This window comes from Krasilnikovia cinnamomea, from assembly GCF_004217545.1.
Classification (GTDB): domain Bacteria; phylum Actinomycetota; class Actinomycetes; order Mycobacteriales; family Micromonosporaceae; genus Actinoplanes; species Actinoplanes cinnamomeus.
On record NZ_SHKY01000001.1, the window covers coordinates 1,780,185 to 1,798,573 of the forward strand.

Annotated in this window: 14 protein-coding genes; 9 read left to right on the plus strand and 5 right to left on the minus strand. The window is 71.0% G+C overall.

Annotated elements, in window-relative coordinates; genetic code table 11:
• Window position 1: 1 nt before the first annotated feature.
• The 4 genes from ilvC to EV385_RS07870 form a co-directional block, all read right to left on the minus strand.
• Complete coding sequence (gene ilvC / locus EV385_RS07855; RefSeq protein WP_130508854.1) at window positions 2-1,015, minus strand: ketol-acid reductoisomerase; 1,014 nt, start codon at window positions 1,013-1,015, stop codon at window positions 2-4.
• A 77-nt stretch (window positions 1,016-1,092) separates the two neighbouring features.
• A complete protein-coding gene (gene ilvN, locus EV385_RS07860; protein ID WP_130508855.1) occupies window positions 1,093-1,608 on the minus strand; it encodes an acetolactate synthase small subunit in 516 nt (171 codons plus the stop codon).
• A gap of 70 nt (window positions 1,609-1,678) precedes the next feature.
• Window positions 1,679-3,520, minus strand: a complete 1,842-nt coding sequence (locus tag EV385_RS07865; RefSeq protein ID WP_130508856.1) for an acetolactate synthase large subunit — start codon at window positions 3,518-3,520, stop codon at window positions 1,679-1,681.
• A gap of 199 nt (window positions 3,521-3,719) precedes the next feature.
• Window positions 3,720-6,101 (minus strand): putative bifunctional diguanylate cyclase/phosphodiesterase, encoded by a 2,382-nt coding sequence (locus EV385_RS07870; RefSeq protein WP_242624767.1) that lies wholly within the window; start codon window positions 6,099-6,101, stop codon window positions 3,720-3,722.
• A gap of 145 nt (window positions 6,102-6,246) precedes the next feature.
• Here EV385_RS07870 and ilvD point away from each other — a divergent pair, with 145 nt between their 5' ends.
• Both ilvD and EV385_RS07880 read left to right on the plus strand, forming a co-directional pair.
• A complete protein-coding gene (gene ilvD / locus EV385_RS07875; protein ID WP_130508857.1) occupies window positions 6,247-8,091 on the plus strand; it encodes a dihydroxy-acid dehydratase in 1,845 nt (614 codons plus the stop codon).
• Between the two features lie 581 nt (window positions 8,092-8,672).
• On the plus strand, window positions 8,673-9,692 hold the full coding sequence (locus EV385_RS07880; RefSeq protein ID WP_130508858.1) for a LacI family DNA-binding transcriptional regulator: 1,020 nt from the start codon (window positions 8,673-8,675) through the stop codon (window positions 9,690-9,692).
• Here EV385_RS07880 and EV385_RS07885 read toward each other — a convergent pair whose 3' ends face one another.
• A complete protein-coding gene (locus tag EV385_RS07885; RefSeq protein ID WP_242624768.1) occupies window positions 9,693-12,413 on the minus strand; it encodes a putative bifunctional diguanylate cyclase/phosphodiesterase in 2,721 nt (906 codons plus the stop codon).
• A 473-nt stretch (window positions 12,414-12,886) separates the two neighbouring features.
• On the opposite strand from EV385_RS07885, the gene EV385_RS07890 reads away from it, so the two are divergent.
• The 7 genes from EV385_RS07890 (at window position 12,887) to EV385_RS07920 (ending at window position 18,385) form a co-directional block, all read left to right on the plus strand.
• A complete protein-coding gene (locus EV385_RS07890; RefSeq protein ID WP_130508859.1) occupies window positions 12,887-13,255 on the plus strand; it encodes a hypothetical protein in 369 nt (122 codons plus the stop codon).
• Window positions 13,256-13,319: 64 nt separating this feature from the next.
• A complete protein-coding gene (locus EV385_RS07895; RefSeq protein ID WP_165449413.1) occupies window positions 13,320-13,877 on the plus strand; it encodes a hypothetical protein in 558 nt (185 codons plus the stop codon).
• A 148-nt stretch (window positions 13,878-14,025) separates the two neighbouring features.
• Window positions 14,026-14,346, plus strand: a complete 321-nt coding sequence (locus EV385_RS07900; RefSeq protein ID WP_130508861.1) for a hypothetical protein — start codon at window positions 14,026-14,028, stop codon at window positions 14,344-14,346.
• Window positions 14,347-14,366: 20 nt separating this feature from the next.
• A complete protein-coding gene (locus EV385_RS07905; RefSeq protein ID WP_130508862.1) occupies window positions 14,367-14,747 on the plus strand; it encodes a hypothetical protein in 381 nt (126 codons plus the stop codon).
• Window positions 14,748-14,943: 196 nt separating this feature from the next.
• Entirely contained in the window at window positions 14,944-15,327 is a 384-nt protein-coding gene (locus EV385_RS07910; RefSeq protein ID WP_423203026.1) for a PH domain-containing protein, read from the plus strand.
• Between the two features lie 147 nt (window positions 15,328-15,474).
• On the plus strand, window positions 15,475-16,722 hold the full coding sequence (locus EV385_RS07915; RefSeq protein ID WP_130513156.1) for a PQQ-dependent sugar dehydrogenase: 1,248 nt from the start codon (window positions 15,475-15,477) through the stop codon (window positions 16,720-16,722).
• A gap of 49 nt (window positions 16,723-16,771) precedes the next feature.
• Window positions 16,772-18,385, plus strand: coding sequence for a metallophosphoesterase family protein (locus tag EV385_RS07920; protein ID WP_130508863.1), 1,614 nt, complete (start codon window positions 16,772-16,774; stop codon window positions 18,383-18,385).
• The last annotated feature ends 4 nt before the right edge of the window (window positions 18,386-18,389 follow it).

The window sequence follows — 18,389 nt, forward strand, 5'->3', positions numbered from 1 at the left end:
GTCAGGCGGTTTCGGTGATCGGCCGGTCCACCCAGCTCATCATGCCGCGCAGCTTCCTGCCGGTCACCTCGATGGGGTGCTCGGCGCCCTGCTCGCGGTACTTCTTGAGCTCCGGCGCACCAGCCTCGTCGTCGGCGATGAGCCGGCGGGTGAATTCGCCCGACTGGATGTCGGCCAGGATCCGCTTCATCTCCTGCTTGGTCTCCGCGTTGATCACGCGCGGGCCGGAGACGTAGTCGCCGAACTCGGCGGTGTCCGAGACGCTGTACCGCATCCGGGAGATGCCGCCCTCGTACATGAGATCGACGATCAGCTTGAGCTCGTGCAGGCACTCGAAGTACGCGATCTCCGGGGCGTAACCCGCCTCGGTGAGCACCTCGAAGCCGGTCTGCACCAGCGCGGACGTGCCGCCGCAGAGCACCGCCTGCTCGCCGAACAGGTCGGTCTCGGTCTCCTCCTTGAACGTGGTCTTGATGACCCCCGCCCGGGTGCCGCCGATCGCCTTGGCGTACGACAGCGCGAGCGCGAGCGCCCCGCCCGAGGCGTCCTGCTCCACCGCGACCAGGGCGGGCACGCCCTTGCCGTCGACGTACTGGCGGCGCACCAGGTGGCCCGGGCCCTTGGGGGCCACCATCGCCACGTCCACGTCGGCCGGCGGCTGGATCAGACCGAACCGGATGTTCAGGCCGTGGCCGAAGAACAGGGCCTTGCCGGCGGTCAGGTTCGGCGCGATCGACTCGGTGTAGATCTTGCGCTGCGCGGTGTCGGGAGCCAGCACCATGATCACGTCGGCCCACGCGGACGCCTCGGCCGGGGTGAGCACCTTCAGCCCCTGCTCCTCGGCCTTGGCCCGGCTCTTCGAGCCCTCCTGCAGGCCGACCACCACGTCGACGCCCGAGTCGCGCAGCGACAGCGAGTGCGCGTGGCCCTGGCTGCCGTACCCGATGACGGCGACCTTGCGTCCGGCGATGATGGACAGGTCGGCGTCGCCGTCGTAGAACACCTCAGCGGTCATGACTTCCTCTCAAATGACATGTGTCGACGTGCCGCAACGGCACGGTGGAACCGCGGCACCGGTGCCGCTCGGACTTCTCAGGCGGCGCGCAGCGCCGGGCCGGTGGTGATGGACCGGGAACCGCGCCCGATGGCGACCATGCCGGACTGCACCATCTCCTTGATGCCGAACGGCTCCAGATCACGCAGGAGTGCCTCCAGCTTGTCGGCCGTACCGGTCGCCTCGATCGTCAGGGTGTCCGGCGCGACGTCGATCACGCGCGCCCGGAACAGGTCGACGGTCTCCATGACCTGGCCGCGCACGGCACGGTCCGCACGCACCTTGACCAGCAGCAGCTCACGCTGCACCGACTGGTTCGGATCAAGTTCCACGATCTTCAGTACGTTGACCAGCTTGTTGAGCTGCTTGGTCACCTGCTCCAGGGGTGAGGAGTCGGCGTTGACCACGATGGTGATCCGGGAGACGTCCGGGTTCTCCGTCTCCCCCACCGCCAACGAGTGGATGTTGAAGCTGCGCCGCGAGAACAGGCCGGACACCCGGGCCAGCACGCCGGGCTTGTTCTCCACGAGCACGGAGAGCGTGTGCATGGTCATGGCTGATCCTTCCTAACCTTTGGCATGTCTTCGCGGCCCTCGCTGCGCCCGGTGCACTCAGCCATGCCGATCACAGGTCGTCGTCGTCGAAGTTCGGGCGCACGTCCCGGGCGAACATGATCTCGTCGTTGCTGGTGCCGGCCGCCACCATGGGCCACACCATCGCGTCCTTGCCGACCGTGAAGTCGATGACCACCGGGGCGTCGTCGATCTCCATCGCCGCCTTGATGACCTTGTCCACGTCGTCCTTGGACTCGCAGCGCATGCCGACACAGCCCAGCGCCTCGGCCAGCTTCACGAAGTCCGGGATCCGGTGCTTGTGCGTGCCCAGCTCGGTGTTGGAGTACCGGCCCTCGTAGAACAGGGTCTGCCACTGGCGGACCATGCCGAGGTTGCCGTTGTTGATGACCGCCACCTTGATCGGGATGCCCTCCAGCGCGCAGGTGGCCAGCTCCTGGTTGGTCATCTGGAAGCAGCCGTCACCGTCGATCGCCCACACCGCGGTCTGCGGCCTGCCGACCTTCGCACCCATCGCGGCGGGCACCGCGTAGCCCATGGTCCCGGCGCCGCCCGAGTTGAGCCAGGTACCCGGCTTCTCGTACGAGATGAACTGCGACGCCCACATCTGGTGCTGGCCCACCCCGGCAACGTAGACCGCGTCCGGGCCGACCAGGGCGCCGATGCGCTCGATGACGTACTGCGGGGCGAGGGTGCCGTCGGTCGGCTCGTCGTACCCGAGCGGGTAGCGCTTGCGCAGGTCCTCCAGCTGGGCCCACCACGCCTGGTACGCCGCCGTGCCACCCGCCGAGCCGGAGACCGCCGCGATCAGCTCGTCGATGACGTGCCGGGCGTCGCCGACGATCGGGACGTCCGCGTGCCGGTTCTTGCCGATCTCGGCGGGGTCGATGTCGGCGTGCACCACCTTGGCGTCCGGGGCGAACGAGTCCAGCTTGCCGGTGACCCGGTCGTCGAAGCGGGCGCCGAGCGTGACCAGCAGGTCGGCCTTCTGCAGCGCGAACACCGCGGGGACCGTGCCGTGCATGCCAGGCATGCCGAGGTGCTGGGGGTGCGAGTCGGGGAACGCGCCGAGCGCCATCAGCGTGGTCACCACCGGGATGCCGGTCAGCTCGGCCAGCTTGCGCAGCCCGTCCGTGGCCCCGGCCTTGAGCACCCCGCCGCCCACGTACAGGACCGGGCGCTTGGCGGCGGCGATCAGCCGGGCCGCCTCGCGGATCTGCTTGCCGTGCGGGTGCAGCGTCGGCCGGTAGCCGGGCAGGTCCAGGGAGGGCGGCCAGGAGAAGGTCGTCTGCGCCTGGAGCACATCCTTGGGGATGTCCACCAGGACCGGGCCGGGGCGGCCCGTGGCGGCCAGGTGGAACGCCTCGGCCAGCACGCGCGGGATCTCCTCGGCGCTCTGCACCAGGAAGTTGTGCTTGGTGATCGGCAGGGTGATGCCCTGGATGTCCGCCTCCTGGAAGGCGTCCGTGCCGATCGCGGGGCGCGGCACCTGTCCGGTGATCGCCACCATCGGCACCGAGTCCATGTACGCGTCCGCGATCGGGGTCACCAGGTTCGTGGCGCCCGGCCCGCTGGTCGCCACGCAGACGCCGACCTTGCCGGTGGCCTGCGCGTACCCCGTGGCGGCGTGGCCCGCGCCCTGCTCGTGGCGGACCAGGATGTGCCGGACCTTCGAGTCGAACAGCGGGTCGTACGCCGGCAGGATCGCCCCGCCCGGAATGCCGAACGCCACCTCGACGCCGAGCGCCTCCAGCGACCGCACGAGCGATCCGGCCCCGGTGGTGGGGGTCGGCGACACCGTGGCTACCGCCGGGGTGCCGACGGCCGCGGCGACCGTGGCGGGGCTGGCGGCGTGAGCACGGTTGGCGAGCGTCTCTGGCGTGGGTCTCGTCATGGCGATCAGACCTTCGTTCGGTGGTGCTTCGGTGGCTGCGCAGACTGCTGCGCCGGTCCGGATGGTGCGTGTTCTGCCCAACAAAAAAGGCCCTCGTGCACCGAGTGCACGGGACCTCTGCGCGCTATCCCCGCCAGTGAGGCGTGAGAGACAGCGCGCTCACGTAAGTACTCGGGAAGACCAGCACTTCGACATGCGGTCAAGCCTGCCCGATCTCATGCGCTGAGTCAACTGATCCCACATCCTGGTCACCCGCCGGAGAGGCGAACGCGGGATCGGTGGGCAGCAGCGCTCTGACCTGCCGAACCCCAGGTCCAAGCATGATCACCTGGCTGCGGGCCGGTCCGCCGGGGGACGCCGCGGCGCGCGGAGCGGGCGCCGGACGGGCGGCGCCGGAGCGCAGTGTGCGCAACTGCACTTCGAGGTGCTCGGCGGGCACCCCCCAGCCGAACAGCGAGCCCTGCCCCAGCCGGCAGCCCGCCTCCTCGACGACCGCGCGCTGCGCCGGGGTGCCGATCCCCTCGGCCAGCACCTCGAGGCCCAGCCGGTGCCCGAGCCGCACCACCACGTCGACCAGCGGCGCCGCCATGCCCGTCCGGGACTCCGGCTCCGCCACCAGCGCATGGTCGATCTTGAGGATGTCCACCGGCAGGCTGCGCAACTGCCCGAGCGACGAATACCCCGCCCCGAAGTCGTCCAGCGCGATCCGCACCCCCGTCGCGCGCAGCTCACCGAGGCGGGCGATCAGCTCGTCCATGTCCGTGGCCACGGCGTGCTCGGTGACCTCCAGCACCAGCCGCTGCGCCGGCACGCCGTACTCCTCCAGCGCGTCCGCCACCTGGCCCGCGTAGTCGGCGGCGTGCAGTTCCTTCGGCGACAGGTTCACCGAGACCCACACGTCGTGGCCCGCCACCAGCCACTGAGCCAGCTGCCGGCACGACTGCTGCAGCACCCACGCGCCGAGCCGGTTGATCAGGCCGGACTCCTCGGCCACCGGGATGAACTCGTCCGGCCGCACCGCACCCAGCTCCGGGTGGTACCAGCGCAGCAGCGCCTCCGCGCCCACGATCCGCATCGAGGGCAGCGCCACCACCGGTTGGAACACCAGCCGCAGCTGGTCGCGGGCGATCGCGTGGCGCAGCTCGGTCTCCAGCACGCTGTGCCGGCGCAGCAGCTCGTCGTAGCGCTTCTGGTAGCGCTCGACGCGGTTCTTGCCGCGCTGCTTCGCGTACCGAAGGGCCAGGTCGGTATCGCGCATCAACTCCCCGGTGTCACCCGGCCCGGGGCGCCCGGCGACCCCGACGCTGGCCGACAGGAACACCGAGGCGTCACCCACCTCGTACGGCTCGCCCAGCACCGCCAGCAGCCGCTTCGCCGCCAGCATCGCCTCGTCCGGGGTGGCGGTCATCAGCACCGCGAACTCGTCGCCGCCCAGCCGGGCCGCCACGTCACCGGGCAGCAGGTTGGCCCGCAGGCGCACACCCACCTGGGCCAGCACGTCGTCGCCGACGTCGTGGCCGCGCATGTCGTTGACGTTCTTGAAACCGTCCAGATCGATGCCGATCAGCACCCGGGGACGCCCGCCGGCCTCCTGCTCCCGCAGCGCCCGCAGCAGCCCCCGCCGGTTCGCCAGCCCCGTCAACGGGTCGGTGTGCGCCAGCTCCCGGAAGTGCGCCTCCCGCTGGCGCAACTGCAACGTGTAGCGCTTCACGTCGACCAGGGCCAGGTACTGCCGGGCGACCAGCGCGAAGCCCTCCACACTCGCGGCGGCCAGCCCGTACGCGGCGACCTTGCCGCCGTTGCCGTAGTGCAAGGCCGCCGAGCCGACCATCCCCAGCATCGGCACGAACGCGTACGCCGTGCCGCGCTGGGTGACATCCCCGGTGACCAGAACCGGCCGGTCGGCGACCTTCACCGCGCGCGCCACCACCAGCAGGCCCACGGACAGCGCCAGCGCGGCCAGCAGCGACACCACGCTGGAGGCCCGGCAGATCCCGCCGGACAGCCCGGTCGCCGCCACGGCCACCACACTCACCCCGGCGGCCACCCACACCGTGACCGTCCGCGGCCGGTACGCGTGCATGCCGAGCACCACGGTCAACCCGAACGTCACCACGGCCATGCTGGCGGGCAGGATCAGCGCCACACACCCGTACGGCGTGTGGTCGCCCAGGATCCGGGCGGGCGGGGAGAGCAGCACCCAGCCCACGAAGCAGCCCGCGGCCGCGATGATCAACCCGTCGAGCAGGTGCCGCAGGGCCGCCCCGGGGCTCTCCGCGGCACCCGGAAGCACCAGCGTGCCGGCCAGCAGGATGACCGTGCCCAGCGCCATGCCCACGGCGACGGCCTGCCCGAGCATCTGCCGGTGCGCCTGAGCCGCCGCGTGCGGCAGCAGCAGCGCGCTGAGCGTTCCCGCCAGCGCGGCGGCCGTGACCACCGCACCCCCGAGGGCCAGCAGCAGGTGGGCGCGGCGTGGCGCCCCGGTGTGCCGGCGGCCGGACTCGCCCAGCAGCGCCACGGCCAGGACCGCGACCAGAAGGCTCGCCAGCCCGGCCAGCTCCACGCCGGACGGTGAGTGCACGGGACTACTTTGCCGGAAAATCGGCCGCCGCGGGGGCCTCGCGGGCGACTGGTTTCGCACCGGAACGGAGTTTTGTCGTCCCGCGCTGTGGACCCGCCGCTCCCGGCGGCTGTCCGCCCCTTACCCACGGTGGCAGACTGAGGACATGCCTGAGCTGCGCTCCCGGACCTCGACCCACGGTCGGACGATGGCCGGCGCGCGCGCCCTGTGGCGCGCCACCGGCATGACCGACGATGACTTCGGCAAGCCGATCGTCGCGATCGCCAACAGCTTCACCCAGTTCGTACCCGGCCACGTGCACCTCAAGGACCTCGGCCAGCTGGTCGCCGGGGCGGTGGCGCAGGCGGGCGGCGTCGGGCGCGAGTTCAACACGATCGCGGTCGACGACGGCATCGCCATGGGCCACGGCGGGATGCTCTACTCCCTGCCCAGCCGCGAGCTGATCGCCGACGCGGTCGAGTACATGGTCAACGCGCACTGCGCGGACGCCTTGGTCTGCATCTCGAACTGCGACAAGATCACCCCGGGGATGCTGCTGGCCGCGCTGCGCCTCAACATCCCCACGGTCTTCGTCTCGGGCGGCCCGATGGAGGCCGGCAAGACGATCGCCATCGAGGGCATCGTGCACGAGAAGCTCGACCTGATCGACGCGATGGCCGCCAGCGCCAACGACAAGGTCACCGACGAGCAGCTCGACACGATCGAACGCTCGGCGTGCCCCACCTGCGGCTCCTGCTCCGGCATGTTCACCGCGAACTCGATGAACTGCCTCACCGAGGCGATCGGCCTCGCCCTGCCCGGCAACGGCTCGACCCTGGCCACCCACGCGGCCCGCAAGGCGCTGTTCGAGCGGGCCGGCGCGCTGATCGTCGACCTGGCCAAGCAGTACTACGAGAACGACGACACCTCGGTGCTGCCCCGCGCGATCGCCAGCCGGGCCGCGTTCGAGAACGCGGTCGCCCTCGACGTGGCGATGGGCGGCTCCACCAACACGGTGCTGCACCTGCTGGCCGCCGCCCGCGAGGCGCAGCTCGACTTCGGCGTCGCCGACATCGACGCGATCTCGCGCCGGGTGCCCTGCCTGTCCAAGGTCGCCCCGAACAGTCCGAAGTACCACATGGAGGACGTGCACCGGGCCGGCGGCATCCCCGCCCTGCTCGGCGAGCTCAACCGGGGCGGTGCGCTGCACACCGACGTCCGCGCGGTGCACTCCCCCGACCTGCGGACCTGGCTCGACGCGTGGGACATCCGTGGCGGCCAGCCGTCCGCCGAGGCGGTCGAGCTGTTCCACGCCGCCCCCGGCGGGGTGCGCACCACGCAGCCGTTCTCCACCACCAACCGGTGGTCATCCCTGGACACCGACGCGGCCGAGGGCTGCATCCGGTCGGTGGAGCACGCGTACACCGCCGACGGCGGGCTGGCGATCCTGTTCGGCAACCTCGCCCCGGACGGGTGCGTCGTGAAGACCGCCGGGGTGGCCGAGGAGCTGTGGAAGTTCACCGGCCCGGCGCGCGTCTACGAATCCCAGGACGCGGCCGTCGACGGCATCCTCGGCAAGCAGGTGGTCGAGGGCGACGTCGTGGTGATCCGCTACGAGGGCCCGCGCGGCGGCCCCGGCATGCAGGAGATGCTGTACCCCACCTCGTTCCTCAAGGGTCGCGGGCTGGGCACGGCGTGCGCGCTCATCACGGACGGGCGGTTCTCCGGGGGCACCTCCGGGCTGTCCATCGGCCACGTCTCGCCCGAGGCGGCGGCCGGGGGGCTGATCGCGCTGGTCGAGACCGGCGACGAGATCACCATCGACATCCCGGGCCGCTCCATCTCCCTCAACGTCTCCGACGAGGAACTGGCCCGCCGCCGCGCCGTCCAGGAGGGCCGGCCGAAGCCGTACACGCCGGTCGACCGGGAGCGTCCGGTCTCGGCGGCGCTGCGCGCCTACGCCTCCATGGCCACCTCAGCCAGCGACGGCGCCTACCGCCGAGTTCCATAGCCATTCAACTACGGGCGCACCCCGCCCCAACCGCAACACCACCGCCCGCCCCGACGGCATCCGGCCGGGGCGGGCGGTGCACGTCACGCGGCGCGTTGCGCCACCCGCCGATCGCGGCGATCGCGGCGATCGTGAAGAGTTCGGGTTCGGAGCTGTCCTGAACTCATCAACTTCTGGGGCCTCGCAACGCTTCCGACAGGCCGGTTCGCGCCCGTGCGCGGGTCGTCTGGCTGCCCATCGGCGGCCAGCAGCCCCGCCCTCGGCTTCCGAACCGTTTCGTGTGCTCCTCCACCCCCGGGGAAAGTGTCGCTCGCGATTACTGAACCGGATAAGCGTCGTGACCACATGCTCTGGTCTCGTCACCGTCAATACCGCGTGACGGCTTCGCGTCTGCCCTTAGTCATGGCCGGTGGAAGCGCTCCCGAAGCGCGGTTGGATGCCTGTGGTCTGTGACACTTAACCGATCAAGCCAAGAGTTCCGAGTACGGCGAGACCGGCGGGCGGTAGCGTGAGCCGTCGAGCTCGCTCGGTTCAGCTCGGATCGACGCCCGCGCCAGCGGTTCAGAGAAAGGCGACGCCCAGTGAAGCGGCCGACCATCGCGGACATCGCGAAGCGGGCGGGAGTGTCCAAAGGCGCGGTGTCGTACGCGCTCAACGGCCAACCCGGGGTGTCCGACGCGACCCGGCAACGCATCGTCGCGATCGCCCAGGAGATGGGGTTCAGCCCGCACAGCGCCGCCCGCGCCCTCTCCGGCGCCAGCGCCAAGGCGGTCGGCCTCACCCTGTGCCGGCCCGCCCGCATCCTCAGCATCGAGCCGTTCTTCATGGGCCTGATCAGCGGCTTCGAGGCCGAACTCGGGGCCCGCTCGTACGCGCTGACGCTGCAGGTCGTCGGCACCGCCGAGCAGGAGACCGAGGTGTACCGCCGCTGGTGGGGCGAGCGCCGCGTCGACGGCGTGTTCGTCACCGATCTGCGCGAGGACGACATCCGCATCCCCGTCCTGCAGCAACTGCAGCTCCCGGCCGTGGTCATCGGCGGCCCCGGCGACACCGGGTCGCTCACCCAGCTCTGGTCCGACGACGCCGGAGCGATCACCGAGGCGGTGCGCTACCTGATGGCTCTCGGACACCGGCGCATCGCCCGCGTGGGCGGCCTGCCCGGCCTGCTGCACACCCAGACGCGGACCCGCGCGTTCACCGAGGTCTGCGCGTCACTCGGGCTCGACGACGCCATCACGGTGTCGTCGGACTACACCGGCGAGGAGGGCGGCCGGGCCACCCGGCGGCTGCTCATCGCCGGGGAACGCCCCACCGCGATCATCTACGACAACGACGTGATGGCGGTGGCCGGCCTGTCCGTGGCCCAGGAGATGGGGCTGTCCGTGCCGGGCGATCTGTCCATCGTGGCCTGGGACGACTCGCCGCTGTGCTCGCTGGTGCACCCGCCGCTGACCGCGCTGAGCCGCGACATCGCCGCGTACGGCGCGCACGCCGCCCGGCTGCTGCTGGCCGCGATCGCCGGGGAACCGGTCGGCGACGTCGAGGAGGGCATGGCCCACCTCACCCCGCGCGGCAGCACGGCCCCACCACGGGAGACCTGATCAGCCACGGTGGGTTTCCAGGTACGCCTCCATGCGCTCCGCCGGGGCCGGGCGGGCCAGCGCGAACCCCTGGCCGTACTGGCAGCCGGCGCGACGGGCCCGCTCCACCTGCTCCTGGGTCTCGAGGCCCTTGGCGACGATCTCCAGGCCCAACCGGCGGCCGAGGCTCACCACCACGTCGAGGACGGCCGGGGCGGTGACCGGCTCGTCCGGCGCGCTCAGCAACGCCCGGTCCAGTTTGAGCATGTCCACCGGCAGGCGGCGCAGATGCGCCAGGGACGCCTGACCCGCGCCGAAGTCGTCCAGGGCGGCCCGGACGCCGAGGCGGCGCAGCCCGGCCAGGGACGCCACAATGGCCGGGACGTCCTCCGCGATCCACGCCTCCGCCACCTCCACGACGAGGCGTTCCGGGGCCAGCTCGTACCGGGAGAGGATGGTCTCGACCTGTTCGGGGAAGCGCGCCGTGAGCAGCTCGCGCGGCGCCACGTTGACCGAGAGCCAGCAGTCGGCGCCGCCCGCGGTCCAGGTCGACAGGTGACGGCAGGCCGTGTCCAGGACCCATTCGTCCAGCTCGGCGGCGATGCCCACCGCCCGGGCGATCGGCAGCAGTTCGGCGGGCAGGATCGTGCCGAGCCGGGGGTGCCGCCAGCGCAGCAGCGCCTCCACCCCGGCCGGCTGAGCGTCTCGCAGGCTCACCGCGGGCTGGAACACGAGATCCAGCTCGCCCCGCTCGGCCGCACCGAGCAGTTCCCGCTCCAGCTCCATCCGCCGGTGCAGCTGGATCTCGACGTCGGTGTCGTACCACTCGACGCGGTCCTGGCCGAGTTGGCGGGCGCGCTTGCGGGCCAGGTCGGCGTGGCGCAGTACCTCCTCGGAGTCCGCGCCCCCGGCCAGCTCCGCCAGCCCCACACTGGTGTGCAGCTCCACAATCGACCCGGGTAGCTGGTACGCCTCGCCGAGCAGCGTGACGAGCCGGGTGGCCAGCGCGTACGCCAGCACCGCCCCATCCGGGGTGAGCACCGCGAACTCGTCGCCGGCCAGCCGGGCCGCGAGGTCCGTGTCGCCGAGCAGGCCACGGATGCGGCGCCCGACCTCGATGAGCACCGCGTCGCCGGTCTCCCGGCCGCGGGCGTCGTTGATCTCGGCCAGCCCGTGCAGGTCGACGACGAGCAGGGTGCCGTGCTGGCCGGGGCGGCGCCGGAACTCCAACAGCTCACGCATCAGGGCCCGCCGATTGGCCAGCCCGGTGAGCTGGTCGGTGTACGACAGCCGGTGCAGCGTGCGTTCCAGGTGGCGCCGCTCGCCGACGTCGCGGACGTGCACCACCAGCGCCGCGACCTCCGGCACGTCGCGCTGATCCGAGACCGTCGACTCGGTGTCGCGCCACATCCCGTGGCCGTCGCGCAGTCGCGCGTTCACCAGGGCCGGCGGCCCGTCCGCGTGTTCACCGGCCAGCACGGACCCGATGACCGCGTGTGCGTCCGTGACGTCGTCGGGGTGGATGAGTTCGCCGAACCGGCGGCCGACCACCTCGGCGTCGGAAAGGCCGAACAACCGCGCCGCCGCGGGTGACTGCCACTGGATCAGCAGGCGCCCGTCCAGCACCAAGGTCAGATCGGTGGCGCCCGCGACCAGGGAGCGGAAATGCGCCTCCTTGGTGCGCAGCTGGCCCGCGTACCGGCGGATGTCGCTGACCACCAGGAGCTCGCGGGCGGTGAGCACCGCGACCATCGTGATGCCCAGCATGATGGTCACCGTGTCGAAGTGGCCGACGGTGATCAGGTGGTACAGGGCGGCGACCACGCCCACCCCGGCGGGCACGGCCAGCAGCGGGTAACCGGACAGGTACTGCTCGGGCTCGCGTACGTCGGCACGCGGCGCCGTCCCGCCGCGCCGGGAACCACCGTCCGCCGCCAGGCCCAGCCCGGCGACCAGGAGCAGGCCGACGGCGGGCAGCGTCCAGGTCGGCGCACCGAGGGTACCGATGGTCGCCACCCCGCACAGCGCGGTCAGCACCAGGACCGCCCCGGCCCCGCAGCGCAGGGCCGCCCGCCGGTGCGCACCCGCGCGGAGCACCACGACCACGATCATGGCGACTCCGGCCGTGGTGATCAGCGTGGCGGGCAGGGTCGCGGCGGGCGCGCTGCTGGTGGGTGGGATCAGCCAGGCGGCGAAGCCCAGGCTGATCCCCAGGCCCAGCCCGTCGAAGGCCCGGCGCAACCGGACCGGCCACGTGGTCGCACCGCCCGGCAGCAGCATCGTGCCCAGCACGAAGAACAAGGTCACCACGCCCAGGCCCACGATGGTCAGGCCGGACGGGCCCGCGCCCACCGTCTCCAGACCTGCCGCACCCGAATCCGGACCGCTCAGGCCGGCCGCGCCGGGAACCCGCAGACCCGCCGCGCCGGGAACCGGGGCGCTCAGATCCGCCGCGCCGGGAACCGGGGCGCCGGCGAGGGCCGCCGTCGGGTCGCCGAGCGCCGGTAGCAGCACCGTGGCGGCGGTCGCGAGCGCGCCCATGCCGATGAAACCCGCGCCCTTGCAGGCGGCGTACGTGCCGGTGTCGTGGTGGATGGCCAGCGCGGCACGCACGAGCAGGACCGCGGCCCAGACAGCGACGCCGCCCGCACCGAGCGCCAGGGCCGTGGTCGGCGACAGCCGACCGGCCACACCGGACAGCAGGACGAGCGCACCCACGGCGGGCACGACGGTGGGCCTCACCCAGGACTGTCTCCCGAGGCGGGCATGCGCGAGGGGCGGCGGCACTGCCACGTCGGTGGATCCTCTGCGGTCAAATCGGCGTGCGGTCGGATCGAAGGGGGTCGGTGCGGCGCTACTGCACCTCACCTCCGGCAACGAGCTGTCCCCAGTTCGGGTTACGGGGCGATAGAAATCCTTCGCATGTTCGGATCGTCGACTATGGACCTACCGTGGTCAATGCGGCGACCGGCGCATTACCTCGTCCGTGCGGCCGACCGGTCGCGTGACAACCACCGGCGCACCACAGCACAGAGCAAGGATCCACACCGGACGTGTCCAAAGTGGCGATGATCACATACCCGTTATGGAGGTTTTTGGGCGATAAGTCGAGAGACCGCTTGTTACTTTCTCTTTGCGCGAGACCCGGCCGACTTGAATCCGCTCGGGGTAGAACGTCGCGTATAGGCGAAAGAAAGAATCGGGGGAACTTTCGCATGTCCAAAAACGGACGAACACTTGCATTTGGGGCCGGGCTCGGCATTGCCGCAACGCTGCTGTCTGTTGCCGTAGCGCCCACCGCCGCCCTGGCCAATGACCGCACGGTCACGCGCGCCGGGTGCAAGTTCGACTTCCACAGTGGAGCGAACTACTCGTACACCAGCAAGCGGGATTTCGGCACCTGCAACGGTCACGCATGGATCCGGGTGCACTGGGAAAACGGAGTCACCAGCTCGTGGCGGCACGATCCCAAGTTCATCTCCGAGGGTAGCTACGGCGGCACGGGCGAGCCGTCCGACTACCAGATCACCTGGAGTGAACACAAAACCCAGAGCAACGAAAGCGCGTGGCGCGGGCGTCCCTGATCGGCACCTCATGCGATACCAGCGGTTGTCGTCAATTGTCGTACTACTGCTCGCATGCGGGCTGATGAGCTGCAGTGATTCAGCCAAGGAACCGCCGAACGGTCAAACCACCGCAGCCGGCCCGGCAACTCCCCGCATCGCTGATCGCGAGATCAAAGAGGGCGCGAAGTTGCAGGCGAAGCTGCTGGCCGATGGTTCCGTGAGCCGTGGCGACTACGAAGAAGCGGTCAAAGCGGTAGGCGAGTGTTTCGCACGGCACGATCTACAGTTCACCAACGAAGGCTGGGATCCCGTCGCAAACCAGACGATAGATTTCACCTTCGGCAATCCGAAGCTATCGGACGATGAGGTGCTGAGCCTCGGGGACGGCTGCCAAAAGGCGTACCTGGAGAGGATCCAGGAAGGCTACGGGACGTCGTCCAAGCCGGTCATGAATCCCGCCGTACTCAAGGAGTCGCAGGATTGCCTGGCCATGCAGGGGATCCAGACGACCTCGAAAGAAACGAACGTGAACGAGCTGATCGCCAGCGCGGGACAGCAACAGTTCAAGACCGTCGTGAAGTGCATCAAGGAATCCGCGCAGAAGCTCTACCCCAACCGGTCGATATACGTCGGCGGTTGAACGGGAAGCACAAGCATTCCCTGCGCTCAATGAACCTACTCGCCGGAGGCTGCTCCGTGGGTAGGAACTCATCCAGTCAATGAAAATTGGGAGTTTCTCTGTGGCAGTAATCAAGGCAGCGAGGCCACGACTCGCGAAGACTCTGGCGGTGACTGCTGCGATGGTCACCGGCGTGGTCGCGTTCCCCGCCCCCGCGCTCGCCGCGAACAGCACCTTCATCGACCGCGGTTCCTGCCGGTGGCACGCGGAGGTGTGGTCGGGAGAGGCCGAGACCGAGCGCGTCGGCAACAGCGGTGACTGCGCCGGGCACAGCTGGGCCCGAATCAAGGTCGACGGATCCTGGCGCTCGTGGCAGCACAAGGAGCGGTGGATCGTCATCCCGCTGCCCAGCGCCGGGCACCCGATTCAGCAGAGCCAGCACAAGACCTGCTCCGATTGCCGGGTCTACACGCTCACTCCGACTTTCTAGCTCCACCACCGACAAGCAACATGAACGGGGAAACAGTGCACCTGAAGAAGCGGAACTCCACGATCGGATCGGTTGCCGCACTCGCGATGGCGGCGGTCGCCGTGGTGGCGGCGCCGTCGTCGGCGTTCGCCGTGGCCGGTCCCACCAAGCGCATCATCGAGCGCAGTGGCTGTCTCTGGACGGCGGAGAACTGGGGATTCGAGGCGGAGACCCATCGCTCGTCCCCCAACGACTGCTCCGGGCACGGTTGGGTTCAGATCAAGGTCAACAACTCCTGGTCCGCCTGGAAGCACGACTACCAGGAGGCGAAGCTGCCCGCTCCCGCCGGGCAGCGGATCCAGCAGAGTCGGCACAAGACCTGTTCGGACTGTGACCCCATCACCCTCAACGCGCCCCGCTGAACTCAACAACGCCCTGAGTAACGCGGCTTGACACCAGCCGGTGCGGGGCGGACGGGCCTGCGGTGACGGCCCTCCCGGTTCTCGGGAGGGCCGTTCGGCGTCGGGTGGCGCGCGAGGGCGGCGTCCGCCGAGCGTTCGAGATCATGCGTAGGCCCTCCGTCAGGTCCGCGCCGCGCGCGAATGCGAGGATGGCACCGTGAGTTCCAAGCCCGTCCTCCGCGTACGCAAACCCGGTGCGCTGCTGGTCGCCGCGATGATCGCGTTCGTCGGCACGATCCCGCTGGCCGGCGCCCGCTGGTCGCTGGCGCCCCTGCTGCTGATCCCGCTGGCCGTGGTGGCGTGGGCGTGGCGGGCCGGTACGGACGTCTACCCCGACCGGCTGCGCGTACGGGCGCTGTTCGGCGCGACGACCGTGCCGTGGGACCGGGTGGACGAGCTCGCACCGGACCCGCGCGGTCGGGTATCCGCGCTGCTCACGGACGGCACGGTGATCCGGCTGACCGGCGTCAACCGGTCCGACCTGCCCGCGGTGCTGGCCGCCGCCGGACAGGAGATCAGCACTCCGCCACCGCCGGACTGACCGGCAGGTGCCGCCGCCGCTCGATCGGCACGGCGGAATCCGAGGCGCCGGAGGTGTCAGGGGCCGCCGCTACCCTGGTCTGGTGGACGAGGAGATCGCGTGATCCCGCGCCGCCGGCGTGCCGCCGCGCGGCTGGTCACCCGGCGGATCGGCGCACCGTCAGCCACCCGCCCCGCCGGGCTACGACAACCGGCACGGCCGGGCCGGACCGATGACCCGTCGGCCACCCGGCGGGCGCCGTCAGCCCTGCGGCGGGCCGGTGCCGGGCTGGTGGCGCTCGGGCTGGTGCTGATCCTCGGCACGGCGTGCAGCTTCGGCCCACCCGACCCCGACCAGGCCGGCCAGCCGCCCAACCTGCCGCCGCCGTCGGCCGCGACCAGCGGCGATCCGGCGGGCAGCCAGGAGGTCGCCGTCACCGTCCTGGCCAAGGATCTGGAGGTGCCGTGGGGTATGGCGTTCCTGCCCGACGGCGCGGCGCTGGTCACCGAGCGGGACACCGCCCGCATCCTGCGGGTCGGCCCGGAGACCGACACCAACGGGCTCAAGGTCAGCGAGGTGCAGCGGCTGCCCGAGGCGCAGGCGAGCGGCGACGGCGGGCTGCTCGGCATCGCGGTCTCCCCGCGCTACGCCACCGACCGGACGGTGTTCATCTACTACACGACGGCCAAGGACAACCGGGTGGCCAAACTGACCCTGGGTGGCAAGCCGCAGCCGATCCTCACCGGCATCCCCCGCTCGCCGGGCGACAACGGCGGCCAGGTCGCGTTCGGCCCCGACGGCTTCCTGTACGTGGGCACGGGAGACGCGACGCCCGGCACGCAGGCGCAGGATCCGAAGAGCCTCGGCGGCAAGATCCTGCGGGTCACCACGGACGGCAAGCCCGCCCCGGGCAACCCGGTGAAGAACTCCCGCGTCTGGTCCTCGGGCCACCGCAACGTACGGGGCCTGGCCTGGGACTCGGGCAAGCGGCTGTACGCCAGTGAGTCAGGCCAGAAAACGTACGGCGAGCTGAACCTCATCCAGAAGGGCAAGAACTACGGCTGGGGCAGGGTCGAGGGTGAGGGCGCCGATCCCGCGTACGTGAACCCGCTGGTGAGCTGGCCGATCGCGGAGTCGAACTGCGCGGGCGTGGCCGTCCTGGAGCGCATGATCGCCTCGGCGTGCCTGCTCGGCAAGCGGCTCTGGCTGGCCGACACCACCGGCAACGGCACCCTGATCGGTCAGCCGCAGGCCCTGCTCACGGGCGAGTACGGCCGCCTGCGCGCGCTGGCGACCGCCCCGGACGGCTCGCTGTGGGTCGCCACCTCGAACCAGGAGGACGGCGGCGATCCCGGCCCGGACGACGATCGCATCATCCGCCTTGTCTTTGCCGACGGCGGCGCTGGCCGAAGTTAACGGTGACGTCTGTTTCGCACGCGACCACCCGGGGCACGGTGAGCCGTTGATGACCTCCCTCCGAGACCTCCCACGGGTCGTCCGGTCCGCCACCGCGCGCGTCCTGGGCACCGTGTGGGGCCGGCGTGCCCTGCTGACGGCCGCGGTCGTCCTGGTCGCCCTCACCGGCACGGTCCTGGGCACGATGCTGCTGGCGCAGACACACATCGACGTGGGCCCGTTCCGCGCGGAAATGTCGATCACCCCGTCCGTCAAGGGCGGCACCGAGGTGAACATCCCGCCGCTCGGGTCGTTGCACCTCGACAGTCACGACGGCCCCATCCACCTCAAAGTCAACCTGGGCTCGCTGGATCAGAACCGGACCGAGGCCCTCATCGACGACCCCACCGCCCTGACTGTCACGGGCAAGCGCGCGGTCGACGAGGTGACCGCCGGTGTGCTGCGCCTGGGGCTGCGCGCGCTGGGCGCGGCCCTGGCCGGGTCGATGCTGCTGGCCGCGCTGATCTTCCGCGACTTCCGGCGGGTGGCGTGGGCGGGCGTGACCGCACTCGCGGTGACCGGCGGCAGCCTCGGCCTGGCGGTCGGCACGGTCCGCCGGGACTCGATCGCCGAGCCACGGTACGAGGGCCTGCTGGTCAACGCCCCGGCCGTGGTGGGTGACGCGCGCCGGATCGCGGACAACTACGGGCGGTACGCCGACCAGCTCCAGCAGCTGGTCAGCAACGTCAGCCGCATCTACACCACGGTGTCGAGCCTGCCGGTGTACGCCCCGCAGGCGGACACCACCCGCATCCTGCACGTTTCGGACCTGCACCTGAACCCGTCGTCGTGGGGTCTGATCCGCACCGTGGTCAAGCAGTGGAACATCGACGCGGTGGTCGACACCGGCGACATCGTCGACTGGGGCAGCAACCCGGAGACCTCGTACGTGTCCGCGATCGGGCAGATCGGCGTCCCGTACATCTACGTGCGGGGCAACCACGACTCGACCGCGATCCAGGCGGCGGTGGCCCGGCAGCCCAACGCGAAGGTGCTCGACAACTCGGTCGTCACGATCAACGGCCTGACCCTCGCGGGCATCGGCGACCCCGAGTTCACCCCGGACAAGTCCGAGACTCCGCCCGCCGCCGACGGCTCGGTGACGTCGCCGCTGCAGGTGAGCGGTGAACGGCTGGCCGCCACGATCCGGGGTGCCACCCCGCCGGTGAACGTCGCGCTCGTGCACGACCCGGCGATGGCGCAGCCGCTCTCCGGTGAAGTCCCGCTCGTGCTGTCCGGGCACAAGCACCGCCGCGAGGTGAACATGCTGCCGGCGCCGTCACCGGCTCCCACGCCGACCACGACACCGGGCGCGGTGACGCAGTCGGCCGCTGCGGCTGCCGGTAGGACCCAGCCGGCGATGGCGACCCGGCTCATGGTGCAGGGTTCGACGGGCGGTGCCGGGCTGCGCGGGCTGGAGCACGAGGAGCCCACGCCCCTGACCCTGTCCGTGCTCTACTTCGACGAGCAGCACCAGCTCAAGGCATACGACGACATCCAGCTCGGTGGCACCGGCCAGTCCAACGTGACCGTGCAGCGCAACGTCATCGGCGGCCCCGAGCCCAGGACCACCGCGACGGCCCGCAGCGCGGCCACGCCGTCGGTCAGCCCATCACGCCGCTGAGCCG

Excerpts from the sequence above, each read along its gene's own strand:
- EV385_RS07865 (WP_130508856.1), bottom strand. The coding sequence starts at position 3,520 with ATGACGAGACCCACGCCAGAGACGCTCGCCAACCGTGCTCACGCCGCC.
- EV385_RS07920 (WP_130508863.1), top strand. The coding sequence starts at position 16,772 with ATGACCTCCCTCCGAGACCTCCCACGGGTCGTCCGGTCCGCCACCGCG.
- EV385_RS07905 (WP_130508862.1), top strand. The coding sequence starts at position 14,367 with ATGAACGGGGAAACAGTGCACCTGAAGAAGCGGAACTCCACGATCGGA.
- ilvC (WP_130508854.1), bottom strand. The coding sequence starts at position 1,015 with ATGACCGCTGAGGTGTTCTACGACGGCGACGCCGACCTGTCCATCATC.
- ilvN (WP_130508855.1), bottom strand. The coding sequence starts at position 1,608 with ATGACCATGCACACGCTCTCCGTGCTCGTGGAGAACAAGCCCGGCGTG.
- EV385_RS07890 (WP_130508859.1), top strand. The coding sequence starts at position 12,887 with ATGTCCAAAAACGGACGAACACTTGCATTTGGGGCCGGGCTCGGCATT.
- ilvD (WP_130508857.1), top strand. The coding sequence starts at position 6,247 with ATGCCTGAGCTGCGCTCCCGGACCTCGACCCACGGTCGGACGATGGCC.
- EV385_RS07895 (WP_165449413.1), top strand. The coding sequence starts at position 13,320 with ATGAGCTGCAGTGATTCAGCCAAGGAACCGCCGAACGGTCAAACCACC.